The sequence below is a fragment of the Pseudomonas sp. BR20 genome (assembly GCF_050780135.1).
In the GTDB taxonomy this organism is placed as follows: Bacteria; Pseudomonadota; Gammaproteobacteria; order Pseudomonadales; family Pseudomonadaceae; genus Aquipseudomonas.
The window spans coordinates 160,137-185,962 of record NZ_CP172012.1 but is presented as its reverse complement, the minus strand read 5'-3'; the positions used below and the strand labels follow the sequence as shown (position 1 = coordinate 185,962).

At 61.7% G+C, this 25,826-nt stretch carries 18 protein-coding genes; 9 read left to right on the top strand and 9 right to left on the bottom strand.

From position 1 onward, the window contains the following. Positions 1–13: 13 nt before the first annotated feature. From atpA to ACHPFG_RS00770, 8 genes are all read left to right on the top strand, one after another. Positions 14–1,558: a F0F1 ATP synthase subunit alpha gene (atpA, locus tag ACHPFG_RS00805; RefSeq protein ID WP_053127456.1), complete on the top strand. Its 1,545-nt coding sequence runs from the start codon at positions 14–16 to the stop codon at positions 1,556–1,558. Between the two features lie 50 nt (positions 1,559–1,608). Then, positions 1,609–2,469, top strand: a complete 861-nt coding sequence (gene atpG, locus ACHPFG_RS00800; RefSeq protein ID WP_003195829.1) for a F0F1 ATP synthase subunit gamma — start codon at positions 1,609–1,611, stop codon at positions 2,467–2,469. A gap of 27 nt (positions 2,470–2,496) precedes the next feature. Next, positions 2,497–3,873: a F0F1 ATP synthase subunit beta gene (gene atpD / locus ACHPFG_RS00795; protein WP_003177062.1), complete on the top strand. Its 1,377-nt coding sequence runs from the start codon at positions 2,497–2,499 to the stop codon at positions 3,871–3,873. Between the two features lie 44 nt (positions 3,874–3,917). After that, positions 3,918–4,334: a F0F1 ATP synthase subunit epsilon gene (locus ACHPFG_RS00790; protein WP_003195825.1), complete on the top strand. Its 417-nt coding sequence runs from the start codon at positions 3,918–3,920 to the stop codon at positions 4,332–4,334. A gap of 123 nt (positions 4,335–4,457) precedes the next feature. Beyond that, a complete protein-coding gene (glmU, locus tag ACHPFG_RS00785; protein ID WP_431701345.1) occupies positions 4,458–5,825 on the top strand; it encodes a bifunctional UDP-N-acetylglucosamine diphosphorylase/glucosamine-1-phosphate N-acetyltransferase GlmU in 1,368 nt (455 codons plus the stop codon). A gap of 227 nt (positions 5,826–6,052) precedes the next feature. Then, on the top strand, positions 6,053–6,820 hold the full coding sequence (locus tag ACHPFG_RS00780; protein ID WP_431701344.1) for a DeoR/GlpR family DNA-binding transcription regulator: 768 nt from the start codon (positions 6,053–6,055) through the stop codon (positions 6,818–6,820). A 10-nt stretch (positions 6,821–6,830) separates the two neighbouring features. Next, positions 6,831–8,663, top strand: a complete 1,833-nt coding sequence (gene glmS / locus ACHPFG_RS00775) for a glutamine--fructose-6-phosphate transaminase (isomerizing) (RefSeq protein WP_131699637.1) — start codon at positions 6,831–6,833, stop codon at positions 8,661–8,663. A gap of 60 nt (positions 8,664–8,723) precedes the next feature. Beyond that, positions 8,724–9,101, top strand: coding sequence for a hypothetical protein (locus tag ACHPFG_RS00770; protein ID WP_431701343.1), 378 nt, complete (start codon positions 8,724–8,726; stop codon positions 9,099–9,101). Here the strand turns inward: ACHPFG_RS00770 and pbpC are convergent. From pbpC to ACHPFG_RS00725, 9 genes are all read right to left on the bottom strand, one after another. Next, positions 9,098–11,395: a penicillin-binding protein 1C gene (pbpC, locus tag ACHPFG_RS00765; protein ID WP_431701342.1), complete on the bottom strand. Its 2,298-nt coding sequence runs from the start codon at positions 11,393–11,395 to the stop codon at positions 9,098–9,100. The two genes, ACHPFG_RS00770 and pbpC, sit on opposite strands and share 4 nt — an antisense overlap. Beyond that, a complete protein-coding gene (locus tag ACHPFG_RS00760) occupies positions 11,376–17,180 on the bottom strand; it encodes an MG2 domain-containing protein (RefSeq protein WP_431701341.1) in 5,805 nt (1,934 codons plus the stop codon). Before ACHPFG_RS00760 ends, pbpC begins: the two co-directional genes overlap by 20 nt. Before the next feature lie 94 nt (positions 17,181–17,274). Further along, entirely contained in the window at positions 17,275–17,475 is a 201-nt protein-coding gene (locus tag ACHPFG_RS00755) for a DUF3077 domain-containing protein (RefSeq protein WP_131697733.1), read from the bottom strand. Between the two features lie 435 nt (positions 17,476–17,910). Beyond that, complete coding sequence (locus tag ACHPFG_RS00750) at positions 17,911–18,843, bottom strand: phosphatidate cytidylyltransferase (protein WP_017528659.1); 933 nt, start codon at positions 18,841–18,843, stop codon at positions 17,911–17,913. A 1-nt stretch (position 18,844) separates the two neighbouring features. Beyond that, positions 18,845–19,465: a lysophospholipid acyltransferase family protein gene (locus tag ACHPFG_RS00745; RefSeq protein WP_131697732.1), complete on the bottom strand. Its 621-nt coding sequence runs from the start codon at positions 19,463–19,465 to the stop codon at positions 18,845–18,847. 9 nt (positions 19,466–19,474) lie between these two features. Beyond that, positions 19,475–19,918 (bottom strand): hypothetical protein, encoded by a 444-nt coding sequence (locus ACHPFG_RS00740; RefSeq protein ID WP_131697731.1) that lies wholly within the window; start codon positions 19,916–19,918, stop codon positions 19,475–19,477. Beyond that, complete coding sequence (locus ACHPFG_RS00735; protein WP_431701340.1) at positions 19,908–21,206, bottom strand: phosphatase PAP2/dual specificity phosphatase family protein; 1,299 nt, start codon at positions 21,204–21,206, stop codon at positions 19,908–19,910. Before ACHPFG_RS00735 ends, ACHPFG_RS00740 begins: the two co-directional genes overlap by 11 nt. A 2-nt stretch (positions 21,207–21,208) precedes the next feature. Next, positions 21,209–22,963 (bottom strand): bifunctional alpha/beta hydrolase/class I SAM-dependent methyltransferase, encoded by a 1,755-nt coding sequence (locus ACHPFG_RS00730; protein ID WP_431701339.1) that lies wholly within the window; start codon positions 22,961–22,963, stop codon positions 21,209–21,211. 10 nt (positions 22,964–22,973) lie between these two features. Further along, positions 22,974–23,597, bottom strand: a complete 624-nt coding sequence (locus ACHPFG_RS00725) for a CDP-alcohol phosphatidyltransferase family protein (RefSeq protein WP_053127483.1) — start codon at positions 23,595–23,597, stop codon at positions 22,974–22,976. A 319-nt stretch (positions 23,598–23,916) separates the two neighbouring features. Between ACHPFG_RS00725 and hflK the strand changes: the two genes are divergently transcribed. Further along, a complete protein-coding gene (gene hflK, locus ACHPFG_RS00720; protein WP_431701338.1) occupies positions 23,917–25,821 on the top strand; it encodes a protease modulator HflK in 1,905 nt (634 codons plus the stop codon). The last annotated feature ends 5 nt before the right edge of the window (positions 25,822–25,826 follow it).

Sequence of the window (25,826 nt, the reverse complement as noted above, 5' to 3'; positions counted from 1 at the left end):
GGGCAGCAGAGCAATGCAGCAACTCAATCCTTCCGAAATAAGTGAAATTATCAAGGGCCGCATCGACAAGCTCGATGTGACCTCCCAAGCCCGTAACGAAGGCACTGTCGTCAGCGTATCTGACGGCATCGTGCGGATTCACGGTCTGGCCGACGTTATGTACGGCGAGATGATCGAGTTTCCGGGCGGCGTCTTCGGTATGGCCCTCAACCTGGAGCAAGACTCCGTAGGTGCCGTTGTATTGGGCGCTTACACCAGTCTGGCTGAAGGCATGAGCGCCAAGTGCACAGGCCGCATCCTGGAGGTTCCGGTTGGTAAGGAACTGCTGGGTCGCGTAGTCGACGCACTGGGTAACCCTGTTGACGGTAAAGGTCCACTGGGCAACACCGAGACCGACGCGGTCGAGAAAGTTGCTCCAGGCGTGATCTGGCGTAAGTCGGTAGACCAGCCTGTACAGACTGGCTACAAGGCTGTCGATGCCATGATCCCTGTCGGCCGTGGCCAGCGTGAGCTGATCATCGGTGACCGTCAGATCGGTAAAACCGCTCTGGCGATCGACGCGATCATTAACCAGAAGAACAGCGGCATTTTCTGCGTCTACGTAGCGATCGGTCAGAAGCAATCGACCATCGCCAACGTGGTTCGCAAGCTGGAAGAAAACGGCGCCCTGGCCAACACGATCATCGTGGCTGCCAGTGCTTCGGAATCTCCTGCGCTGCAATTCCTGGCACCGTACTCCGGTTGCACCATGGGTGAATTCTTCCGCGACCGCGGTGAAGACGCGCTGATCGTTTATGACGATCTGTCCAAGCAAGCAGTGGCTTACCGCCAGATTTCCCTGCTGCTGCGCCGTCCACCAGGCCGTGAAGCTTACCCAGGCGACGTGTTCTATCTCCACTCCCGTCTGCTGGAGCGCGCATCCCGCGTTTCGGAAGAGTACGTAGAGAAGTTCACCAACGGCGCAGTGACCGGCAAAACCGGTTCCCTGACCGCGCTGCCGATCATCGAAACCCAGGCTGGCGACGTTTCCGCGTTCGTTCCGACCAACGTGATTTCCATCACCGACGGTCAGATCTTCCTGGAATCGGCCATGTTCAACTCGGGCATCCGCCCTGCAGTGAACGCCGGTGTTTCGGTATCCCGTGTGGGTGGTGCCGCTCAGACCAAGATCATCAAGAAGCTCTCCGGTGGTATCCGTACCGCTCTGGCTCAGTACCGTGAACTGGCGGCATTCGCCCAGTTCGCTTCTGACCTGGACGAAGCGACCCGTAAGCAACTTGAGCATGGTCAGCGCGTTACCGAGCTGATGAAGCAGAAGCAATACGCCCCAATGTCGATCGCTGACATGGCGTTGTCGCTGTATGCCGCTGAGCGTGGGTTCCTGACCGACGTTGAAATCGCCAAGGTCGGCAGCTTTGAACAAGCGCTGATTGCTTACTTCAACCGCGATCACGCCGAATTGATGGCGAAGATCAACGTGAAGGGTGACTTCAATGACGATATCGACGCTGGCATGAAAGCCGGTATCGAGAAGTTCAAGGCCACCCAAACCTGGTAAGCCGCAGCGGGAGCCGCAAGGCTCCCGCTTGCTAACCTGATAGGTGTTACATGGCAGGCGCAAAAGAGATTCGCAGTAAGATTGCGAGCATCAAAAGCACGCAAAAAATTACCAGCGCCATGGAAAAAGTGGCGGTCAGCAAAATGCGCAAGGCACAAATGCGCATGGCTGCTAGCCGTCCTTATGCGGAGCGTATCCGCCAGGTAATTGGGCATCTGGCCAACGCCAACCCGGAATACCGCCACCCATTCATGATCGAACGCGCCGTCAAGCGTGTGGGTTATGTGGTAGTGAGCAGTGACCGTGGTTTGTGCGGTGGTTTGAATACCAACCTGTTCAAGGCCCTGGTCAAGGACATGGCGGTAAACCGCGAAAACGGCGTCGAGATCGATCTGTGTGTTGTTGGTAGCAAGGGTGCGGCCTTTTTCCGCAACTTCGGCGGTAACGTCGTTGCAGCTATCAGCCACCTGGGTGAAGAGCCGTCGATCAATGATTTGATCGGCAGTGTGAAGGTGATGCTGGATGCGTACCTGGAAGGCCGGATTGACCGCCTCTCCGTGGTATCCAACAAGTTCATCAACACCATGACCCAGCAGCCAACCGTGGAGCAATTGATTCCACTGGTGGCGACTCCGGATCAGGAACTCAAGCACCACTGGGACTACCTCTACGAACCAGACGCCAAAGAGCTGCTTGACGGCTTGATGGTGCGCTACGTGGAGTCGCAGGTGTACCAGGCGGTGGTCGAGAACAACGCAGCTGAACAAGCGGCGCGGATGATCGCGATGAAAAACGCTACCGATAACGCCGGTGATCTGATCAGCGATTTGCAGCTGATCTACAACAAGGCGCGTCAGGCTGCGATCACCCAAGAGATCTCGGAAATCGTCGGCGGCGCTGCCGCGGTTTAACGGTTCAAATATTCAGAGGATCCAGCTATGAGTAGCGGACGTATCGTTCAAATCATCGGCGCCGTTATCGACGTGGAATTTCCACGCGACAGCGTACCGAGCATCTACAACGCGCTGAAAGTACAAGGCGCGGAAACTACTCTGGAAGTTCAGCAGCAGCTGGGCGACGGCGTAGTTCGTACCATTGCGATGGGTTCCACCGAAGGCTTGAAGCGCGGTCTGGACGTTATCGACTCTGGCGCAGCCATCTCCGTACCGGTCGGTAAAGCGACCCTGGGCCGGATCATGGACGTACTGGGCAACCCGATTGACGAAGCTGGCCCGATCGACACCGAAGAGCGCTGGGGCATTCACCGTCCAGCACCTTCGTTCGCGGAACAAGCTGGCGGCAACGACCTGCTGGAAACCGGCATCAAGGTTATCGACCTGGTTTGCCCGTTCGCCAAGGGCGGTAAAGTCGGTCTGTTCGGTGGTGCCGGTGTAGGCAAGACCGTAAACATGATGGAACTGATCCGTAACATCGCCATCGAGCACAGCGGTTATTCCGTGTTCGCCGGTGTGGGTGAGCGTACTCGTGAGGGTAACGACTTCTACCACGAGATGAAGGACTCCAACGTTCTGGACAAAGTGGCACTGGTTTACGGTCAGATGAACGAGCCGCCGGGAAACCGTCTGCGCGTAGCACTGACTGGCCTGACCATGGCCGAGAAGTTCCGTGACGAAGGTAACGACGTTCTGCTGTTCGTCGACAACATCTACCGTTACACCCTGGCCGGTACTGAAGTATCCGCACTGCTGGGCCGTATGCCTTCCGCAGTAGGTTACCAGCCGACCCTGGCTGAAGAGATGGGCGTTCTGCAAGAACGTATCACTTCGACCAAGGAAGGTTCGATCACTTCGATCCAAGCGGTATACGTACCTGCGGATGACTTGACCGACCCATCGCCTGCGACCACCTTCGCCCACTTGGACGCCACCGTCGTTCTGTCCCGTGACATCGCTTCCCTGGGTATCTACCCAGCGGTCGATCCACTCGACTCGACTTCGCGCCAGCTGGACCCGAACGTGATCGGCCAGGAGCACTACGACACCGCTCGCGGCGTTCAGTACGTGCTGCAGCGTTACAAAGAACTGAAGGACATCATTGCGATCCTGGGTATGGACGAGCTGTCGGAAGCCGACAAGCAGTTGGTAAACCGTGCTCGTAAGATCCAGCGTTTCTTGTCGCAGCCGTTCTTCGTGGCTGAAGTCTTCACCGGTGCTTCGGGTAAATACGTTTCCCTGAAAGACACCATTGCTGGCTTCAAAGGCATCCTCAACGGTGACTACGACCACCTGCCAGAACAAGCGTTCTACATGGTCGGCGGCATCGAAGAAGCGATCGAGAAAGCCAAGAAACTGTAATCCAAGCGCCCGGAAACGGGCGCTCATCAGGTTGAGGCAATCAGATGGCTATGACAGTCCATTGCGATATCGTCAGCGCGGAAGGGGAAATCTTCTCCGGTCTGGTGGAGTTTGTGACAGCGCACGGTGACCTGGGTGATCTTGGTATCGCCATGGGCCACGCACCGCTGATCACCAGCTTGAAGCCAGGTCCGATCACTCTGACCAAGCAAGGCGGGGAACGTGAGGTGTTTTACATCTCCGGTGGTTTCCTCGAGGTTCAGCCGAACATGGTCAAGGTACTTGCCGACACCGTGCAACGTGCTGGCGATCTGGATGAAGCCTCCGCTCAGGAAGCCGTCAAGGCTGCCGAGAAGGCCCTGAACGAAAAGGGTGCGGACTTCGACTACAGCGCTGCTGCTGTACGTCTGGCCGAGGCTGCAGCTCAGCTGCGCACGCTCCAGCAGATCCGCAAGAAGTAAGCGGCCACGCCGTGATGCTTATGCGCGATTGATTAAAAAGGGTAGCCTCGGCTACCCTTTTTCTTTATTTAGCAAAACACATCTCTGGTCTGAAGCCGGACCGCCCAGGATTGGTAGCCATTCATGTCTCTTGAAATCGTCATTCTCGCCGCAGGCCAAGGCACCCGCATGCGTTCGGCCCTGCCCAAGGTGCTGCACCCGGTCGCGGGTAATTCCATGCTTGGGCATGTTATCCACAGCGCTCGCCAGTTGGACCCACAACGTATCCACGTAGTGATCGGCCATGGCGCCGATGTGGTGCGCGAACGCCTGGCTGCGGATGACCTGAATTTCGTATTGCAGGACAAACAACTGGGCACCGGCCATGCCACCGCGCAAGCTGTGCCGTTCATTACCGCTGACACCGTGCTGATCCTCTACGGTGACGTGCCGCTGATCGAAGTGGAAACCCTGCAACGCCTGCTCAAACATGTGGTGCCCGGCCAGATGGGCCTGCTCACCGTTGAGCTGGATGACCCCACCGGTTACGGGCGCATCGTGCGCGGTGCCGACGGCAAGGTCGCGGCGATCGTCGAGCACAAGGACGCCAGTGAAGCCCAGCGGGCTATCACCGAAGGCAACACCGGTATTCTCGCCGTGCCTGCCAACAAGCTCGCCGACTGGATGAGCCGCCTGTCCAACAACAACGCCCAGGGCGAGTACTACCTCACCGACGTGATCGAGATGGCCGTGAGTGATGGCCTGCTGGTCGCCACCGAACAGCCTCACGACCCAATGGAAGTGCAGGGCGCCAATGATCGCAAGCAGCTTGCAGAGCTCGAACGTCACTACCAACTGCGTGAAGGCCGCCGCCTGATGGCCCAGGGCGTGACCCTGCGCGACCCGGCTCGCTTCGACGTACGCGGTGAGGTCAGCGTGGGCCGCGACGTACTGATCGATATCAACGTGGTCCTCGAAGGCCGCGTGATCATCGAAGACGACGTGGTCATCGGCCCGAACTGCGTGATCAAGGACAGCACCCTGCGCAAGGGCGTGGTGATCAAGGCCAACAGCCATATCGACGGTGCCGTGATGGGCGAGGGCAGCGATGCCGGACCGTTTGCGCGGTTGCGTCCGGGCACTGTGATGGGCGCCAGGGCGCACGTCGGTAATTTTGTCGAATTGAAGAACGCACGGATGGGCGACGACGCAAAGGCCGGCCACCTGGCTTACCTGGGTGATGCGGTGATCGGTGCGCGCAGCAACATCGGTGCTGGCGCGATCACCTGCAACTACGACGGTGCCAACAAGTACCAGACCACCATTGGTGAGGACGTATTCATCGGCTCGAATAATTCGCTGATTGCACCTGTGACGATCGGCGATGGTTCGAATACAGCAGCGGGCTCAACCATCAACCAGGATGTGGATAAGTCCCAGCTGGCCGTGGCCCGCTCCCGCCAACGCAATATCGACGGCTGGAAACGCCCGGTCAAAATCAAAAAGACCTGAGTTATCCACAACCTCATCAGCAGTGTTATCCAAATGTGGGAGGGGGCTTGCCCCCGATGGCGGATTTTCAGTCAATGTTTTAGTCGACTGATCTACGCAATCGGGGGCAAGCCCCCTCCCACATTTGTCGTGTGTTGTTCGAAAAATCTCGTCCCGACGCTTGACGATATCTTGCCAATAGGTTTTGATTGCCTTCGTTATCTTTCGAAACGAAACTTATCATCACCATGTCGAAACGAAATACACCCCAACGGCGCCACAACATCCTGACCTTGCTCAACGAACAGGGCGAAGTCAGCGTGGACGAATTGGCCAAGCGTTTCGAAACCTCGGAAGTCACTATCCGCAAGGACTTGGCCGCCCTAGAAAGTAACGGCCTGTTGCTGCGCCGCTACGGTGGTGCGATCACCATGCCTCAGGAACTGGTGGGCGACCCCGCCCAACCGATCTCGGCCTACAAGCGTGCGATCGCCCGTGCTGCCGTGACGCGTCTGCGTGAACACGCCCGCATCATCATCGACAGCGGCAGCACCACCGCCGCCATGATCCCGGAACTGGGCCATCAGCCCGGCCTTGTGGTCATGACCAACTCCCTGCACGTGGCCAGCGCCTTGAGCGAACTGGAACACGAGCCGGTGCTGTTGATGACCGGCGGCACCTGGGACCCGCATTCGGACTCGTTCCAGGGCCAGGTCGCCGAGCAGGTGTTGCGTTCCTACGACTTTGATCAACTGTTCATCGGCGCCGACGGCATCGATCTGCTGCGTGGCACCACCACCTTCAACGAATTACTGGGCCTGAGCCGTGTGATGGCCGAGGTCGCCCGTGAAGTGGTGGTGATGGTCGAATCCGACAAGATCGGCCGCAAGATTCCCAACCTGGAACTGCCCTGGAGCAGCGTCCATACCCTTATCACCGATGATCGCCTGCCGCTTGAGGCCCGCGACCAGATCCAAGCCCGCGGCATTACGCTGATATGCGCGGCAATCATCTAGGAGAAGCACCATGTGTGGAATTGTTGGCGCAGTTGCCGAACGTAACGTTACTGCCATCCTGCTCGAAGGCCTCAAGCGCCTGGAATACCGCGGCTACGACAGCGCAGGTGTGGCCGTCTTCACCAATGCTGGCAAGCTTGAGCGCGTGCGCCGCCCAGGTAAGGTCAGCGAGTTGGAGCAGGCGTTGGCCGGCGAGCCGCTGGTAGGTCGCCTGGGGATTGCCCACACCCGCTGGGCTACCCACGGCGCACCGTGCGAGCGTAACGCCCACCCGCACTTCTCCGGTGACTTGGCCGTGGTGCACAACGGCATCATCGAAAACCACGAAGTGCTGCGCGAACAGCTCAAGAGCATGGGCTACGTATTCACCTCGGACACCGACACCGAAGTCATCGCCCACCTGCTCAACCACAAGCTCAAGGACCACAGTGACCTGACCACCGCCCTCAAGGCCACGGTCAAGGAACTGCACGGCGCCTACGGTCTGGCCGTGGTCAGCGCCAGCCAACCGGACCGCGTAGTTGCCGCCCGCAGTGGTAGCCCGCTGGTAATCGGCCTGGGCCTGGGTGAGAACTTCCTCGCCTCCGACCAACTGGCCCTGCGCCAGGTCACCGACCGCTTCATGTACCTGGAAGAAGGTGATATTGCCGACATTCGCCGTGAAAGCGTGGCGATCTGGGACGTGAACGGCAATTCCGTCGAGCGCGAAGCCGTGCAGTACCGCGACGGTGCAGAAGCCGCCGACAAGGGCGAGTTCCGCCACTTCATGCTCAAGGAAATCCACGAGCAACCGGCCGTGGTACAGCGCACCCTGGAAGGCCGCCTTGGCGACAAGCAAGTGCTGGTCAACGCCTTCGGCCCACAGGCTGCGGAGCTGTTCGCCAAAGTTCGCAATGTGCAGATCGTGGCCTGTGGTACCAGCTACCACGCCGGTATGGTTGCCCGTTACTGGCTGGAAGAACTGGCCGGCATCCCGTGCCAGGTCGAAGTCGCCAGTGAGTTCCGCTACCGCAAGGTGGTGGTGCAGCCCGACACCCTGTTCGTGACCATCTCCCAGTCCGGCGAAACCGCCGACACCCTGGCCGCGCTGCGCAACGCCAAAGAGCTGGGCTTCCTTGCCAGCCTGGCGATCTGCAACGTCAGCATCAGCTCCCTGGTGCGTGAGTCCGACCTGACCCTGCTGACCCAAGCCGGCCGCGAAATCGGCGTGGCCTCCACCAAAGCGTTCACCACCCAGTTGGTCGGCCTGTTGCTGCTGACCCTGTCCCTGGGCCAGGTTCGCGGCACCTTGGCTGCCGGCGTCGAAGCCACCCTGGTGGAAGAACTGCGCCGCCTGCCGACCCGCCTGGGCGAAGCCTTGGCCATGGACAGCACCGTGGAAAAAGTCGCCGAGCTGTTCGCCGACAAGAACCACACCCTGTTCCTCGGCCGTGGCGCGCAGTACCCGGTGGCGATGGAAGGCTCGCTGAAGCTCAAGGAAATTTCGTACATCCACGCCGAAGCGTACCCGGCCGGTGAGCTCAAACACGGCCCGTTGGCCCTGGTGGACGACGACATGCCGGTGGTCACCGTAGCGCCGAACAACGAACTGCTGGAGAAGCTCAAGTCCAACCTGCAGGAAGTCCGCGCCCGTGGCGGCCAACTGATCGTGTTCGCCGACGAAAAAGCCGGCATGACCAACGGCGAAGGCACCCACGTCATCAACATGCCGCACATCCACGACACCTTGTCGCCGATCCTCTACACCATCCCGCTGCAGCTGCTGTCGTACTACGTCGCCGTGCTCAAAGGCACCGACGTTGACCAGCCGCGTAACCTGGCGAAGTCGGTGACGGTGGAGTAACCCGCTCTACCCTGGAGGCCCGCCCGGGTCTCCAGGTACCCGCGAAAGGGCGCGCCTTCGATGAACACCCCCGCGCAAATCCACAAGCGTTTGCACAACCGCCGATTCACCGTCGCCAATAACACCCAAGGGCTATCCGGCACGGGCACGGTGTTTCATTACCGTGTCGACGGCGATGCCATTTCCGGCACCTACCAAGGTGGCCGAATTCGCTTGGGTACGCAGGTCGGCCGCGTCACAGGCCCAGACTCTATCGAACTGCTGTATCAGTGCCTGACGCTGGAAGGTGAGCTGCTGGCCGGCTGGTCCCGGGGCATCATCGGCGTCGATGCTGCCGGGCGTACCACGCTGAGTTTCGTGTGGGGTTGGTTGTCGGGCGCGATAGGGGGTGGGGAGTCGAACTACGTGGAGCTTGCAGAGTGCGATGGCCACTCCTAAGGCACAAACTCCACCCTAAACCCCCGGCTCGCACTACGCCCCTGATCATCACTGACCCGCAGCCGATACTCCCCCGACTTACCCGGCCGCCAGTTCAATGTGGCTTGCGGCGGGCCCTGGCCGATCAAGGTTTGATCCGCAAACCAGTACAGCGTCGCCGCATCGCTGGCCGCATTCGCGTTCAGCGGGATGCTTTCCTGGGGTTGGGACAGGCGCAACTGATAACTCACTTGAGTCAGCGGCGAGCGGATCTGCGGGGCTTCGCTCTGGTCGCTGATGCGGTTGGGCTGGCAGTTTTTCATCACGTTGGGTGGCGTGCGGCGGGGTAGGCCGGCGGCGCGGTACAGGCGTTGTATGTCGCTGGGCCAGAATTCGAAGACTTCCTCGCGGGTGTATTGCGCCTCGAACGGCGGGCACGCGGCCTTGCCGGTACGGGTGTCGATCAGTACCGGGCGGTGCAGGTTGGACACGCGAATCGGTGAAACACCGGGGATGTACCAGGTCTTGCGGGTTTGTGGGCACCAGCGGTTGGGCAATTCGCCCGAGGCGGCGCAGACGTCGATGCGCACCAGGCCGGCGGGTGGTTTGTCGGCCTTGATCACGACGTTGGGCAAGGCCAGGGGCAGGGCGTCGGCGATGCGGAAGAACAGCGGTGCAGCGGTCTTGGCACCGATAAACGCCGGGTTGGGTCGACCATCGAAGTTGCCCACCCACACCACCAGCACGTAGGGGCCGACCAGGCCCGCGCTCCAAGCATCATGGAATCCCCAGGACGTGCCGGTTTTCCAGGCGGTGCGCCAGTGCCGCGCGGGCAGGCCATCCGGTCGCGGGTTGCGGCGCAGCATGTCGCGCACCATGAAGGCGGCCTGCGGGGTGAGGAGCTGCGGGCCGGTGGCCTGGGGCTGCTCCTGTAAATAGCGCAACGGCCGCAGATGGCCGTCGCCCGCCAGCATCACATACAGTCGCGCCAGCTCTTCCGGCGTCATCTCACCGCCACCGAGGGCCAGGGCCAGGCCGTAATGGCTTTCAGCGCGCAGGCCCTTGATCCCGGCGCGTTGCAGCAACCCATACAACGACGGCGACTTCACCTGGCTGGCCAGCCACACAGCCGGGATATTCCGGCTACGGATCAACGCATCCCGTGCGGTCAGAGGCCCGACAAAACTGCCGTCGAAATTTTCCGGCTGGAAGTAGCCGAAGTTACTGGGCAAATCCTTGAGGATACTCATGGGGTGGATCACCCCTTGATCCAGCGCCAGCCCGTAGAGAAACGGCTTGAGGGTCGACCCCGGCGAACGGCGTGACAACACGCCGTTGACCTGGCCGTGGATGCCTGTGGATAAGTAATCCGCCGAGCCCACAAGCGCCTTGACGCTCTGGTCGCGGCTGTCGATCAGGATGGCCGTGGCATTTTCCACACCGGTGCTGCGCCGCTCGGCGATAAAGCCGCTGATCAGGCGTTCGAGCAATTGCTGCAGGGGCAGGTTGAGGGTGCTGTTGAGTTCGTTGCCTGGCTGGGAGGCCAATAGCTGCTCGCTCAGATGCGGCGCCAGAAACGGGATCTGCTGGCGGTTGCGGGCTTCCAGGGGCAGGTCGAGCAAACTGTCGTTACGCGGGTCCTGTGGATAAGTTTCACGCCAGTCATTCATCAAGCGCAGTCGCGCGTTTTGCAGTGACGGCCCAAAGCGTGCGCGCCGCCCCGGCTGCTGGGGAATCACCGCCAGCGCCAAGGCTTCGGACAACGACAACTGCGCGGCCGCCTTGCCAAAGTAGATGCGACTGGCCGCTTCGGCGCCTTCGATATTGCCGCCCATGGGCGCCAGGTTCAGGTACGCCTCAAGGATGTCGTGCTTGCTGTAGCGCGCCTCCAGCCACAGGGCCAACGCCATCTGCTGCAACTTGCCGGGTACCTGGCGGGTGTTGAGATCCCACAGGCGCCGCGCCAGTTGCATGCTCAAGGTCGAGCCGCCCTGACGTTGGCCGCCGCTGTAGGTGGCCAGGGCCGCGCGCAGCAACGCCGGGGGATTGATCCCCGGGTGCCAATAGAAATTGCGGTCTTCCTTGAGCAGCAAGGCCTCCACCAGTGACGGCGAGATGCGCTCCAGCGGTAGCCATAAACGGTATTGGCCGTCATCCGCCAGGGTCATGCGCAGCAGCGAACCGTCATCGGCCAACACCACCCGTGACGACGTCACAGCCTGTTCCAGCGGAGCGTGGGGCCACAGCCGCAGCCCCGCCAGCACCAGCGCCGCTGCCAGCAGCGGCGCCAGGTGTTTAAGGCTTGGTAATTTCAAGCTGGCCTACTTTGCCGCGCCCTTGCAGGGTGGTTTCGTACATGCCTTCGGCGTAGGACGGTGGCGTATTGAACGTGCCGGCGTTGGTGGCACGCACGCGATAAACGAAGGTGCCTACGTCGCGCAGCGCCGTGCCGTACAACACCACCCGATCATCACGCACATCCACGTAGTCCGGCTGCCAGTTGCTCAGCTCGGTTTCGCCGATCGGCGCTTGCCAGGCATCGGCTTCTTGATCGCTTTCTTCGACGTAATCGGACTCTTCGCCTTCACTTTCCTCGCTGCTGGCGGTTTCCGGCTCCGGCGGCAAGTTATACACAGGCTCGACGCCACCGGGCAGCAGGTCGACCACGGCCACTTGCTGCACCTGGTCACGGTCGGTGGCACGCAGGCGCAAGCGCACCAGGAACTCATCGCCCACCGCCACTGTGCTCACCGGCTCGCCTTTGAGGTCGAGGTATTCGTGGATGATCTCCAGCCCGTTGTTGATCGGCTTGAGCTTGGCACCCTTATCGAAACCGGCTTCGCTGAGCATGTAGAACGCCGCGGGGCCATCGGATTTTTCCATCAGCAGTTTTTGCGTGGCGCCCGGTACAGCCGCGCGGGGTGGCTGGCCGGCCATTTCCAGCAGTTGTTGCTGCTTGTCGCCCAGCCAGGCGGTGGCCTTGAGGGTCATATCGCTTTGCCCGCGCTGGCCGTAGTTGTCCAGGGCACGCAGCAACAGCGCCGCCGACAGCGAGTTGTAGCGCTGTTCGTTGAGGCGCTTGCCGAGTTTATCCAGCAGGGCGGTAGGAACATCGTCCAGCAACTCGGGGAAATGGCGAGCGAGCAGGTGCAGGTGCTCGGCATCGTGGACCAGCGGGTCGTAATACAGGCCATCGCTGTCCCACTTATCCACAAGCGAACGCCAAGGGATCTTGCGGAACAAGGTGTCGGCCTGGCGATCCTGCTTGAGCAGTTTGTAGCTGGCCGCCAGATAGGCGGCGCCCAGGTCGTTCTGCCAGCTGTCCTTGAAGTAGCTTTCGTAGCGTTCGCGTATATCGCTCAAGGCGCCGCTCACCAGAATCCCCTGACGACTCAACAGGTAACTGGCGTAGGCGCGGTTGCGCAATTCCGACAGGCCTTCGCTCGGGCCGTTGGCCAGGTCCGTCAGATAACTATTGGCGCGCACCAGCAGGTCTTCCGGCACCGGCAGCCCGCGTTCCTTGGCTTCGATCAGGAAATCGGTGGCGTACAGGCTGGCGTAGGGCGCCACATCCGGGTTGGCGGCCCACAAACCGAAACCACCGGCCTGGTTCTGGCGCTGACGCAGCATGCGCACCGCGCTGCTGAAGGCGTGTTCGGCTTCGGGTGCGGTACCGCCCCAGATCAATGCCGGCATGGCCTTGGACACCAGTTGCTCGGTGCAGGCATAGCCGTAGTCATCCAGGTAATGCTTGAGGCCGTTGGCCCATACCAGCGGCGAGGCCGCCACGCCCAGTTGCACGTCGCGCAGTTGGCTGAACAGTTCACGGGTGGGCTTGAGCTCTTTGCTGGCGCTGTCGAAGCGACCCAGGCTGAGGGCCACGCGATGCTCGCTCAGAGGGCGAATCGAAGTGGTTTCCGCCACCTGGATCCGCTTGCCATCCGGCAACACTGCAACAAAGCGCAAATCCGCCGAACCGAGGGTTTCGCCGACTTTGATCTTGAACTCGGCGGTGCCCTCCTTGCGCGGTTGCAGGGACAAGGTACTGGCTTTGTCGCCCTGCACCACCAGGCCGTCGCTGGTCTGCACCTCAAACTTCACGTCCGCCGCAGCCTCGAGGTTGCTGAATACCCCGGCGCTGACGTTGAACACATCACCCGGCGCCACGAAGGCTGGCACGTTCGGCGTGATGACGATCGGGCCACGGACCTCGGTATTGGCCTCGCTGACGCCAACGCTGTCGGCATCCACTGCCACCGCAAACAGGTGCAGCTTGCCGTTGAAGCTGTCGGGCACCTGGTAATGCAGCACGGTTTCGCCGGCGGGCAAGTCCACCAGCCCGGACCACCAGGCCACTGGCGGCTGATGTTTACGCTTAAATGGGTTGAGGTGGTTGGCCAGGGCGCCTTCCGTATCGCCACCGGGCGCCGCCCCACTGAGCAGGCGGCTGAATTCCGGCAGGATCAGGTCCAGGATCTGACTGGTGCCGACTTCCAGCGCACGCTTCTGGAAGAAGAAACCCAGCGGGTCGGGCGTCTGGTAGCGCGCTACCTGCAAGATGCCTTCGTCCACCGCGTACACCACCGCGCGGCCGGGGCGGTCGGCGTTGACCTTGATGTCGAGGGTCTGTCCCGGCTCGATTTTCGTCGGGCCCTCGACCTTCAACGCCATGCGCCGTGCATCCAGGTTGATGCTGAACGGCACCACCCCGTAGGACAGCGGGCTCATATAAACCTCGGACGAGCCGATGTCGCGCACAAACTGCACGTTGACGTAGGCATTGCCCTCAAGCCCCGCAGGCACGCGGATATGTTGCACGCTGTTGGTACTGTCGGCCTTGAACCACTGCTGGGTGTAGACCTTGTCCCGCTCGATGGTGATCAGGCCCGCACCGGTGTAAGGCGCGCGGATGCTGATCGCGATCTCATCGCCGGTGGCGTAGCTGCGTTTATCCAGGCGCAGTTGCAGCTCGGCGTTGCGTTCCAGGGAGCGCGAAGTATTCCCGCGTCCGGCCACGCTGTAGTCGATCTGGTTGAGCAGGTTGGCGTTGGCGTCCTTCACTTGCAGGGTGAAATCGCCAGGGGTGGCGGTGTTCAGGGTCTGCTTGGCGCCGTCCTTGGTCATCACCAGCGGTGAGGCCGGCTGGCTGATGTTCTTGATGCGCGACTCGTACTTGTAGGTGCCGTTGGACTGTTTCACCAGCACCGACACGTAGCGGTGTTCGACCACTTCGCTGGTCAGGCCATCCACCGCCAGCGGGGTGAGGTCGGGCGCGACGGCCAGCCATTGCACCTGGCGCGGGGCATCCTTGGCGACGTACGACAGCGAGTCCTGACTTTTCACACCCACAAGGTAGGGGGCGGACGACACCAGCAACGCACTTTGCGCCGCCACGTTACGACCCCCTTCGGCCTCGAACACCTGGGTCATCACTTGCAAGCGATAGGTGCTGTTGGCGAAGCGTTGCAGGTTGAGGTCGAGTACGGCCTGGCCGTTGTCGTCGGCGGTGGTTTCGGCCAGGTCTTCGGTGCTGGCCTCTTCCAGGGAATCGTTGAGGCGGAAACGGTAGTCGGGATAACGCTCAAATGCCGCAAGCGTCGGGCTCAGGGACATCTTTGCGGTGACGCGACGGCCGGCCGCCGGGGCGCCGAACAGGTGCATCGCGGTGACCTTGGCCACCACCTGGTCCGGTGGAATCCAGCCCTGCACCGGGGTGTCGTGCAGGCTCAGGTTGACCTTCATGCGGTCCGGTTCGAAATCGCGGACCTTGAAGCTGACACTGCCGAGGTCGGTGCGGGTCTGTTTCTGGCCAATCAACTGCAAGGTCGCGGTGTAATCACCGGCGGGGGCGACTTCGCTGCTGGGGAAATCAAAGGTTTCAAAACCGCTGGCAGACAGCTTCAGCGGCTGGCGAATCACTTCAAGACCGCGTGGGTCGGTGATCTGCAACTCCACGGGCAGGCCTTGCAGGGCGCCTTTCCAGTTGCCGCTGCGCACGATCATGCCCAGGTGCGCGGTTTCGCCAGGGCGGTAGAGGCCACGGTCGGTGAACAGGTAGGCACTGAGGCGATCAATCGCGCCGTCTTCTTCCAAGCCGCCTACGTCGAAGCGCGACAAATCCAGCTGCTGGGACTGACGAGCGATCGGCAGGAACGACTGGTCATTGCCGCGAGTGACCACATACATCAGCGGTGTTTTCTCACGGCGCAGTTCATCCAGCTTGGCGAAATGCACGTGGCCTTCGCCGTCGGTGTGGCCGCTGCTCACGGGCAGACCGTTGCGGCCAATGATGTCGACCTGGGCGTCGGACACTGGCGAACCGTTGCCGATGGACTGCACATATACGTCATGGCTGCCATCGCTGGAGCGCTTGGCGATGATGCCGAGGTCGGTGACCACGATAAAGCGCAGGTCAGAGGTGGTGCTGCGCGAATAGTCGAACGTGCGCTCGGCCGGCTCATCCTGAGGGCTGAGCTTGAGCACGAAAATGCCGCGACGGCCACCGTTGGCGGTGAGGTAGTGGCTCAGATCGACGTTGTCATAGACGGTTTTCGCCGGGTCCGAGGACGACAGCGCAATATCCAGGGACTGGCGTTCAACCATGCGGTCGAAGTACTCGTTGCCGAAATTGGGCCGGGCAAAGCTGCCGCTGCTCTGGTCCACCAGGTGCTGCAATTGGTTGGGCAGCAAGCGCGCGATTTCCACATGGGCGCCAGGTACACCACGGGCCATGAAGCCCAGGCGTTTTTCGCCATTGAGGCTGAGCAACGCGCCGTCGGACAGGAACTGCAAGGTGCGCGGATAAGCCGGCATGCTGATCAGCGAGGCCGTCGGGTTTTTCGCCAGGTAGCCACCGATGGCTTCCAGGTTGGCGGGCACGCGCACATACAGCGCACGGCCGGCCGGGGCCTTGAACTTGAAGGCGTGCAGGGTGTTCAGCGGTTCGACGCTGGGCACGTGGGTCAGCGTGACCTTGGTGCTACGGGCCAGCAGGGCGTCATCTATGTCGTTGCTGTTATAGGGACGGGTGTCGTCCTGGGCTTTTTCCGGCAGCAGCCAGGCCTGGACCTTACCGGCAATGGTGTCATCGGCCACGGCGCTGGAACTGCTGAACATCAGTACCGGCTCAGGCTCGCCGCGCTCGTTATCCACAAAGCTCACTTCGGCGCCGGTAAAGGTCAGGCGATAGCGGCCAGGCACGGTGACTTCCGCCACCAGTGGCGCGGTGCTGGCGTTGCCGCCGTCGCGGGCCTTGATGCCTTCATCCAGCTTGGCACTGACCGGCGTGCTTTCCAGCGGCGTGGCCAGGGCGGCGGAGCGTACGTAGGCGTTCAGCTTGGTCTCGTCGAAGCTGATTTCCGGGCGGTTGGGCAATTGGGCGTCGCGGTAGGCCAGGCCTTTGCCGAGGGTTACGGAGACGCGCTTGCGCAGGCTGTCTTCATCGACCGGGTGGGAAAAATGGAAGGTCGCCACCAGTTGTTTCAGCGTCGGGTTCGACGGGTCTTGATACAACTCGTTGTGTGCCAGGGTGGCGCGGAACGGCTGGGTGGAGAACTGGCTGCTGTACTGACTGAGCAGTACGCCATCGGCCAGCAAACCTTTCCTGGCCAGATCAAGGGTGTAACCCGCTTCGATGGGCCAGTCTTTCTCCGGTACGAACAGCAGAGTGCGGTCGTCGGACCAACGCCAGGTACCGGCCACGCCAGGTTTGAGGGTGATGCCCTCGGTGACCGGCTTGCCAATGGCGGCCAGCGGGGCCACCGATTCGGCAAAACGCACTTGCAAGTTATCCACAACCGGCGGTTGCTGGGTGTAGTCAGTCAGGTTGGGTTTGTGCACCGAATAGCCCACGGTGTGGGGCTGCGGCAGGTTGGAGTACCAGTGCCAGCCATAGAAGCCAGCGGCCGCCAGCAGCACCAGGCCCAATACGCCGGCACCGGCCTGACGCGGATAAGCGCGGGCTTTGTTGCCCAGGTTCGCCAGGCCACGGCCGATAGCGCGCAGCCACAGCGGCGGATGCCATTGGCCAAAAACGGCCCCCACCACAGTCAGAAACACACCAACAACACGACGGCTGACGGCTTTGAGCGAATCGAACATGGTGAGCATCCCTGGCTAAGTGCGGCGTATCTTACACGCGTCTTTGATACAAAAGATGACACCGATACGCCGCACGGCGGGGATGTTTACCGCGTCAGCGGGGGCCCATGCATTCCAATGAGCGGTCGACCATCACTCTGGCCATTTCCATGAGGTGTCCTGCGGCTTTGGGCGAGTCGCGCAACTGTTCGGCACAGTGGAGCAGGTCTGAGGCGTAGACCAGTGCGTCTTCGAAGCTGATTTCGGGGTGGGGGATGAAAAAGGGATGGGGCGGACCGGGTTTTACTTTGCTCATTGCGGTAACTCCAATGTAGGTAATTGGAGCTGACATCCATCGCTGCTAAACAATGGGTGGCAGCTGTACGCAGGTTAGCAGGCCGGAACATTGGGAACCCGGCGCACCCGAAGGTGCCCTGCGCACAGCCACCATAAAGCGTTGGCAGAAAAAAACGCCATGCTTGAGATGGCACTTGTGCGCCCAATGTTGAACGTTCGAGCTGCTAAACCCGGTCACTGAATTGGCAGTGACGAACGCAGACTAGCCACCGAAAAGGCAGGGCACAAGCGGCTGGGATTCTCTCGGAAATGTCCTGCGAAATAAAGAGAAGCGAGAGGTAGGAGCAGCGGTTTCAGACTTTGCTTAAACCTCGATAACACCAGAAAACCAATGTGGGAGGGGGCTTGCCCCCTCCCACAGTTTGATCTTCATTGGGCTTGAGAGGGGTGTGGGTCAGGTCCACCAGTAGCGCACGAGGTGGAAGAAAATCGGCGCCGCAAAACACACCGAATCCAGCCGATCCAGCATCCCGCCGTGCCCTTCGATCATATGCCCCCAGTCCTTCACCCCCCGGTCGCGCTTGATTGCCGACATGACGATGCCGCCGGCGAAGCCGAGCAGGTTGATCAGCAAGGCGATCAGGAACGATTGCCACGGGTTGAACGGCGTGGTCCACCACAGCGCTGCGCCGATCAGGGATGACAACAGAATCCCGCCGACAAAGCCTTCCACAGTCTTCGATGGCGACAGGTTGGGCGCGATCTTGTGTTTGCCGAACAGCTTGCCGCACACATACTGCAGCACGTCCGAAAGTTGCACCACGATCACCAGGTAGGCGATCAGCAGCAGGTTGCGGCCTTCGTAGCCGGGGATGTCGAGGGTCAGCAGGGCGGGCACGAACGACACGCAGAACACCGCGATCATCAGGCCCCATTGCACCTTGGAGGCGCGTTCCAGGAAGTGCGTGCTGTCACCGCCCAGGGAGGCGAGGATCGGCAGCAGCAGGAACACATACACCGGGATAAAGATCGAGAACAGCCCGTACCAGTCCGAGTAGATCAGCAGGTATTGCAGTGGCAATGCCAGGTAGAACGCGGCCACCAGGGCCGGGTAGTCGCTGCGCCGGGTGGGCGTGAGGGTGAGGAATTCGCGCAGGGCATAGAACGACACCGCGTAGAACAGCAGGATCACCGCACCGGTACCGAGCCAGAAAGCGATGCCGATGACCACCACCATCACCCACCAGGCGTTGATGCGGGCGTTGAGGTTGTCGATCACCGCATTGGGCGTGCCACGGGTACGCAGTTTGAGTATCAGGCCGATCAGCGAGGCGAGCACCAGGATCGCGCCGATGCCGCCAAATAACATCAGGGTTTGGCTATCCATCTCAGGAGTGCTCCGGGGCGAGGGCGAGCAGGGCATCGCGGGTTCGGGCAAGGAACGCGGCTTTGTCTTCGCCTTCTTCCAATTGCAATGGAGCGCCGAAGCTGGTGGTGCACAGCAAAGGCAGCGGTAGGACGCGGCCCTTGGGCATGACCCGGTTGAGGTTGGCGATCCACACCGGAATCAATTCGGCCTGTGGGTAACTGTTGGCCAGATGGTAGATGCCGCTTTTGAACGGCAGCAAGCCGTCCTCCAGGTTGCGCGTACCCTCGGGAAAAATGATCAGCGAGTCGCCGCCTTCCAGCGCGGCGAGCATGGGCTGCAAGGGGTTATCCACAGGGTCTTTGCGCTCGCGGTCGATCAGCACACCATTGAAAACGCGGTTGATGATGTAGCGGCGCAGGGCGCTTTTATTCCAGTAATCGCTGCCGGCCACCGGGCGCGTGAATTTGCGCAGGTTCTGCGGCAGTGAGGCCCACAGCAGCACGAAGTCGCCGTGGCTGCTGTGGTTGGCGAAATAGATACGTTGCACCGGCACTGGCGCGCAACCCAGCCACAGGCTGCGGGCGCCGGTGACGGTGCGGGCCATGGAGGTAATGAGCGTGGCGACCACGGGTTCGAACATGGGGATTCCTTATCCGGCGAAAGGCAGCCAGGGGCTGGCGAGGATCACGGCGAGGGTCAGCAGCGCTTGCGCGCCCAGCAGCCAGGCTTGTTTGCGCAACAGTTTGAGGGCGCCGCGACGGCGCTCGGTCCAGGGCCGGCCGGCACGCTTGGGCGATTGCAGGCCGAGGGCTTGCAGGGCTTGGTCGAGGTCCGGGGTGCGCTCGGTATCGCGGGCCAGCAGGGCGAACAGGTCGGCGTCGAAGGCCACGCGCAGCGCCCAGTACTTTTGCAGCAGCCCCAGGATAATCATCCACAGGCTGAGCAGCAGGCAGATGGTTGAAACACTCGCCATCAGCAACTGGGCGAGGCCAAATAACACACCGGCCACGGTCAGGCCTGTGGATAACTGATCCAGTGAACGGCCACGGCGCAGCAGGCTGGCGACCACCTGGAGTTCCATATCAGCGGGCATGAGGCAAACCCTCCAACGCTTGACGATGAGCAGGATGCAGGACCACATGGGCCCGCGCTGTACGAATAATAGCCAGCGCCTGGTCCACCGTGGCGGCGCGCCCACTGTGCAGCAGCCAGGCGGCGACCGCGGTGGCGCTGCGTGAGTAGCCAAGGGCGCAGCACACCAGCACCGGGCCGCTTGAACGCAGGCGCTCGATGGCCTCGGCGGCTTGCTGGCATTCGGTGGGTGTCGGGGCGATCAGGTCCAGCACGGGGATGCTTTGATACGCGCGGCCCTGTGGATTAATTGGCAACTCGGCACAGAGGTCGACGATGGCGCTGAATGAATCCTGCTCTTTTGCACTGGGAATCCGCCCAAGCCACACGTTATCCACAATCAGGTCGGGCTGTGGGTGTTTGCGTGTCCACAGGCGCGAATTTATCCACGCCCCGGCCAGATAGGGTGCATACAGCCAGCGCGCCGCAGGCGTGAGCCTGCCATCGGTGCGTTTCTGAAAGCCCGACGCGCCGAGCACCAGGTAATTCACCTTGATCAAACCCAGGGACACCGCCGGCCAGAGCAGCCATAACCAGGCTCCGCCCAGGGAAAACGCGAGAACTGCCAGTGCCAACGCCCCCAGGCCGTAGCGCAGGCCCAAGCGCCAGCGCTTCGAATCCCGGGTAAGCCGTGCCTTCAGCAGGGGGCTTGGATGTTCCACCGGCCACAGCCACACGCAGATCCAGCCGGCGAGGGCGCCTGTGGGTAAGTCGATAAAGTGATGTTGATAAGTGGTCAGTACCGAAATACCGATCAATGCAAACCAGCCATGCACCATCCAGCGCCATAACCCTTGGGTGTGGCGCTGATACATGACCCACAGGATCACCAGCAGCGCGATATGCAGCGAGGGCGCCTGGTTGAAGGGTTTGTCGAACCCCGCCAGCACGGCAAACAGCCAGCCGAACACGCCATCCAGTTCCGGCCGCTCGAAGGTGAAGCGCAGCGGCCAGATCAGGAAGCAACTCACGGCGATGACCTGCGCGCTCAGCAAGCGCAGCGCGTGTTGCTTCAGTTCATGGCGGCTGTTGGGCAGCAGCAGGGAGAAACCGTAAAGCAGGTCGATGGACCAATAGGGCACGATGGTCCAGGCCCAGAACGGCATATGGGTTTCCCAGCCGAACACCAGGGTGCCGACATCGCTGCGCTGGCTGGTGACCCAGGTGGCGAAGCCGTAAGTGCTGAAAAACAGCGGCGCCAACAGCAGCAGCCACAGGACCGCTGGTTTCAATAAACCGGGTTCGCGCATGGTCAGATCTTCTGGGCCAGGGACACGGTAAAGATGCCCCACTCATCCACACGCTGGGTGATCTTGCGAAAGCCTGCCGCTTCTACCAGTTGATCCATTTCCGCCTGGCTGCGACGGCGCATCACCCAGGCCTGACCCTGGCGATGGCTGGTCAGTGCGCGGGCGATCAGTTCCAACTGCGGGTGCCACGGTTGGCCGGTGTAGACCAGGTAACCGCCGGGCTCCACGGCTTCAGCCAGGCCGGCCAACGAACCGCCGACCATGGCGTTATCGGCAAACAATTCATACAGCCCGGACACCACCGCCAGCGTCGGCTTGGGTTGCAGTGCCGCCAAATCCAAGCGGTCAAACGCATCGCCTTTGACGAACTGCGCGATATCTCCCAGGCCTTTCTCACGAATCAGCGCGCCACCGTCGCGCACGTTGATGTCGCTGTAGTCGCGCAGCAGGATCGATTCCGGCAGCGGCGACACGCCCTGCAAGGCTTCAAGAATGTAGCGCCCGTGGCCAGCGGCGATGTCGACGATGCGCACTTTGCGGTCTTCTGCGCGCAGCTTGGCCATGGCCAGGCGCAGCAGTTCCTCGACGTTCAGCTTGCGCTGGCGAATGCCACGCCAGCCGATGGAGTTGAGGTAGTTGGTGTCGATCATGCGTCCCAGCCCACCCTTGCCGGTGGGCGTGTTGCGGTACACGTAGTCCAGGGTGCTGCCGGAGTCGAAGCCGGTGTCGAAGCCCAGCTTTACGCCGTCCGACAGGTTCTTGCCCAGGCCCATGCTGGCGCGGGTCAGGCGCCAGTACAGGTCGCGCAGGGAGTTGCGTGGCAAGGGGGCTGCGAGGGATTCGGATTCGGCGCAGGTGGCGCCCAGTTTGTCGGCGTCCAGCAGGGATGCGCGATCCAGCGGGTGGGCGAAGTTCTGCAGGATAAAACGCCTGGCGCTGCTCACGGCCACTGCGCGGTCACGTTCACCGAGGGTGTCGTGGAAAAAACCGGGGAGGATATGCAGTTCTTTTTTCAGGCTGCCAAGGCGGTCGAAGAATTGCTGCTGGGGTTTGCGATGTACCACAAAGTCGGCGCCCGAGATCAGCAGTTGGGTCGGCACCTGAATCGCCTGGGCATCGGCGACAACCCGGTCGGCGGCTTCGTACAGGCCCAACAGCACGTTCACCGAGATGGCCTTGGTGATCAACGGGTCGCTGTCGTAGGACGCCACGCGCTCCGGGTCATGGCTGAGGAACTTGGCCTTGACGTAACTGTTGACGAAGAAGTTGCCGCGAAACCTGCGCATGAGCGCCAGGCCCGGCCGGGCGAAGGGCACGTACAGCTTGACCTTGAACGCCGGGGACGCGAGCACCAGGGCGCGGATTTTCGGCGCGTAGTCATGCACCCAGGTGGCTGCGATCACCGCGCCGACACTTTGGGCGATCACGGCACACTCTTCTTCCTCGATGCCATAGGTGGCACCGATATGGGCGCGGAAGGTCTGCACGTCGCGGGCGCTGGTGGCGAAGCTCGGGCTGTCGCCGCGTTCGCCAGGCGATTGGCCGTGGCCACGGGCGTCCCAGGCGAAGAAATCGAACTGCGGCAAGTCCAGTTCATCCACCAGGTGCGCGATACGGCCCGAGTGCTCATGGCCACGGTGAAACAGCAGGATCGCCTTGCGCGGCTCGCCGTCCGCCGGCGCGCTGGCCGGCCAATGACGGTAGAAAAGCTCGACGCCGTCATGGGTACTGAAGGTGTGCTCTTGCTGTTCGCGCATTGCAAAATCCTTATGCAGAAGGGGAGATGTGTTGTTCTTCTTTCAGGCCCTGGCGCACCCGGTTGACCAGGGTGTAGGCGAGCAGGGCGGCGACCAGCCACATCACCGTGTCGACCCAGCCGGCGCCGAGCCAGCCGAGCGCCACACCGGTGGCCAGCACGCCGAGGACGAACGCACGGTCACTCTTGCCCATCGGCCCGTCATAACGCCGTGAGGCGCCGACCATCGGCCCCAGCACCCCAGCGTATTCACTGAACACCGCCAGCAGCGCCACCAGCAGCACCGGCACCAGGCTCACGCCGGGGATCAGCGCGAAGGGCAGGATCAGCGCGCTGTCGGCAATCACGTCGCACAGTTCATTGAGGTAGGCGCCCAAACGCGACTGCTGGCCGAATTCCCGGGCGAGCATGCCGTCGATGGCGTTGAGGGCCATGCGCAGGATCATCCACAGCGGGATCAGCGCAAACAGCCACAGGTGTTGGGCGAAGCTGGCGATCAACAGGCCGACCAGCAGGGAAATGACCCCGGCCAGCACGGTGATCTGGTTGGCCGTGGTGCCATTGTCGTAGAGGCGCTGCACGAGTGGGCGCAGCAGGTTCTGAAAACGCGGTTTGAGCTGATAGATCGAAATCATGAGGGGTGACGCTTCCTTGTCCGAGAGCCCGCGAAAAACTGTCTGGAGTGTGCCGATTATTCATGGCCTGTGCCAGTGATGGCTCGTGTTTATGGGGGTTTAGTCACGATCTGGAAAGCACTGAAGGACAAATGTGGGAGGGGGCTTGCTCCCGATAGCGGTTTGTCAGTCGATGCAGGTGCTGGCTGATCAACCGCTATCGGGAGCAAGCCCCCTCCCACAGGAGATCTGTGTGCAGCTTAAAACCGCTGTTTAACGAACAAAAATTTCACGCCGCGTGTTATATCGTAACGAATTGTGTACGAGCGGGCGTGAGTGGATGCAAGTGGATCTAGAGGCGGACGGCGCTTCGGTGGAAGGCCTGCCGCGTTTTCAGCAGGGGCTGTTCCATGCCCGCCGATTGCGGCAAGCCGGTATCAGCCTGACGGTGCTGGCCATTGTCGGTTGGGTGCTGGCGTTGTTTGTCGCGCTGTTTGCACCTGTGTCGATCTGGCCGGTGGTGTTGATCAACTGCGCATCGGCCCTGTTGGTGCTGGTGGCAGGGCTGCAGTCGGCGTGGTGGGTAGCCGATTGGCGCGCCCAGGCGCTGGAGGAGCCGGCGGCCGAATTACCCGTTGAAGAAACGGGTCGTTACGCACGCCTTGTGGGGCGCTTTGGCCGGCAGATTGGCGCCCCGGTCTTGTGGCTGGGCGGCTGGTCGCTGCTGGCACTGGTCAGCATCATCGAATTCTGGAACCTGGCCCTGCCCTCGGCGTCTGTCGGCCAAGCGGCCAGCGTGGGGGCGGCGTTGGCGTTGGCGCTGGCGTTCGGCTTGCTGGTGTTCGAACGGCGCCTGGCTCAGGAAACCACGGCCCAGTGGCCGGAAGCCGCGCAACTGGCGCAGTTGAGTCGAGTCGCGATTATCTGTCTGGTGGTCAGTGCCATTTGCCTGCTGTTTGCGGGGGATGAGTCGGTCTGGCCGTTGCGCCTGGCGGTGCTGGTCGGGCTGTTGCCGGCGCTGGTGGCGCTGGAGTTTCTATTAAGAGGTGTGCTGTCGCTGTTCAGCCCGCGCCAGCCGCGCCTTGAACCACGCCTGATGGCGCAAAGCTTCATCGCCGGGTTGCTGCGCTGGCCGCCACAACCGCTGCTGGCGTTGCAGCACGAATTACATAACCGCTTCGGCATCGACCTGCGCCAGATCTGGGCGTTTACCTACATGCGCCGCGCGTTTTTGCCGGTGTTGCTGGTGGTGCTGGCGGTCGGCTGGGCGCTGACCGGCGTGCATGAGGTGCCCCTGCAAGGCCGTGGGATTTATGAGCGTTTTGGCAAGCCCGTCGAGGTGTTCGGCCCAGGCCTGCATACCGGCTTGCCGTGGCCCTTGGGCCGCGTGATCAACGTGGAGAACGGTGTGGTGCATGAGTTGGCCACCAGCGTCAGCGAAGCCTCTACTCCTGAGCTGGCGCCTGCCGAAGGCCCGGCACCGCTGATTGCCAATCGGTTGTGGGACGCCAGCCATGTGAATGACAAATCCCAGGTGATCGCCAGCAGCAGCGGCGATAAACAGAGCTTCCAGATCGTCAACATGGATGTGCGCTTCGTTTACCGCATCGGCCTCACCGATCAGGCCGCACTCGCCGCCACCTATAACAGTGCGGATGTGCCGACCCTGATTCGCAGCACCGCCAGCCGCATCCTGGTGCACGATTTTGCTTCGCGTACCCTCGACGAATTGCTCGGCGAACAACGCACCCGCCTGGCCGACGAAATCGGCCGTGCCGTGCAGGCGGACTTGCAGACACTCGACAGTGGCGTGGAAATCCTCGCCACCGTCGTGGAAGCCATCCACCCACCGGCCGGCGCCGCCAATGCCTATCATGGCGTGCAAGCCGCGCAGATCGGCGCCCAGGCCCTGATTTCCCGCGAGCGCGGCGCCGCCAGCGAACACACCAACCAGGCCTTTCTGCAAGCCAGCACCGCCCGCGACCAGGCCTTGGCCACTGCCCGCGAAGTGAATGCCGGCGCCCAAGCGGCCGACCTGCGCTTTACCGCCGAACAAAAGGCCTACGCCACGGCCGGTCGGGCCTTTGTGCTGGAACAGTACCTGGGCCAACTCAGCCTGGGCCTGGCCCACGCCAAGCTGCTTATTCTGGATCACCGCCTGGGCGCCGAAGGTGCACCGACGATTGATCTGCGTTCTTTTACTTTGCCGGCCGACCCTTCGCTGCCGCGTAAAGCCGTTCAATAAGGAGT

What these genes read in the sequence shown, in the direction of transcription:
- ACHPFG_RS00750 (WP_017528659.1), bottom strand. Translation starts at nt 18,843, where the DNA reads ATGGATAGCCAAACCCTGATGTTATTTGGCGGCATCGGCGCGATCCTG.
- ACHPFG_RS00780 (WP_431701344.1), top strand. Translation starts at nt 6,053, where the DNA reads ATGTCGAAACGAAATACACCCCAACGGCGCCACAACATCCTGACCTTG.
- atpA (WP_053127456.1), top strand. Translation starts at nt 14, where the DNA reads ATGCAGCAACTCAATCCTTCCGAAATAAGTGAAATTATCAAGGGCCGC.
- ACHPFG_RS00735 (WP_431701340.1), bottom strand. Translation starts at nt 21,206, where the DNA reads ATGCGCGAACCCGGTTTATTGAAACCAGCGGTCCTGTGGCTGCTGCTG.
- hflK (WP_431701338.1), top strand. Translation starts at nt 23,917, where the DNA reads ATGCAAGTGGATCTAGAGGCGGACGGCGCTTCGGTGGAAGGCCTGCCG.
- ACHPFG_RS00755 (WP_131697733.1), bottom strand. Translation starts at nt 17,475, where the DNA reads ATGAGCAAAGTAAAACCCGGTCCGCCCCATCCCTTTTTCATCCCCCAC.
- ACHPFG_RS00740 (WP_131697731.1), bottom strand. Translation starts at nt 19,918, where the DNA reads ATGCCCGCTGATATGGAACTCCAGGTGGTCGCCAGCCTGCTGCGCCGT.
- ACHPFG_RS00760 (WP_431701341.1), bottom strand. Translation starts at nt 17,180, where the DNA reads ATGTTCGATTCGCTCAAAGCCGTCAGCCGTCGTGTTGTTGGTGTGTTT.
- glmS (WP_131699637.1), top strand. Translation starts at nt 6,831, where the DNA reads ATGTGTGGAATTGTTGGCGCAGTTGCCGAACGTAACGTTACTGCCATC.
- ACHPFG_RS00745 (WP_131697732.1), bottom strand. Translation starts at nt 19,465, where the DNA reads ATGTTCGAACCCGTGGTCGCCACGCTCATTACCTCCATGGCCCGCACC.
- glmU (WP_431701345.1), top strand. Translation starts at nt 4,458, where the DNA reads ATGTCTCTTGAAATCGTCATTCTCGCCGCAGGCCAAGGCACCCGCATG.
- ACHPFG_RS00770 (WP_431701343.1), top strand. Translation starts at nt 8,724, where the DNA reads ATGAACACCCCCGCGCAAATCCACAAGCGTTTGCACAACCGCCGATTC.
- atpD (WP_003177062.1), top strand. Translation starts at nt 2,497, where the DNA reads ATGAGTAGCGGACGTATCGTTCAAATCATCGGCGCCGTTATCGACGTG.
- atpG (WP_003195829.1), top strand. Translation starts at nt 1,609, where the DNA reads ATGGCAGGCGCAAAAGAGATTCGCAGTAAGATTGCGAGCATCAAAAGC.
- ACHPFG_RS00730 (WP_431701339.1), bottom strand. Translation starts at nt 22,963, where the DNA reads ATGCGCGAACAGCAAGAGCACACCTTCAGTACCCATGACGGCGTCGAG.
- ACHPFG_RS00725 (WP_053127483.1), bottom strand. Translation starts at nt 23,597, where the DNA reads ATGATTTCGATCTATCAGCTCAAACCGCGTTTTCAGAACCTGCTGCGC.
- ACHPFG_RS00790 (WP_003195825.1), top strand. Translation starts at nt 3,918, where the DNA reads ATGGCTATGACAGTCCATTGCGATATCGTCAGCGCGGAAGGGGAAATC.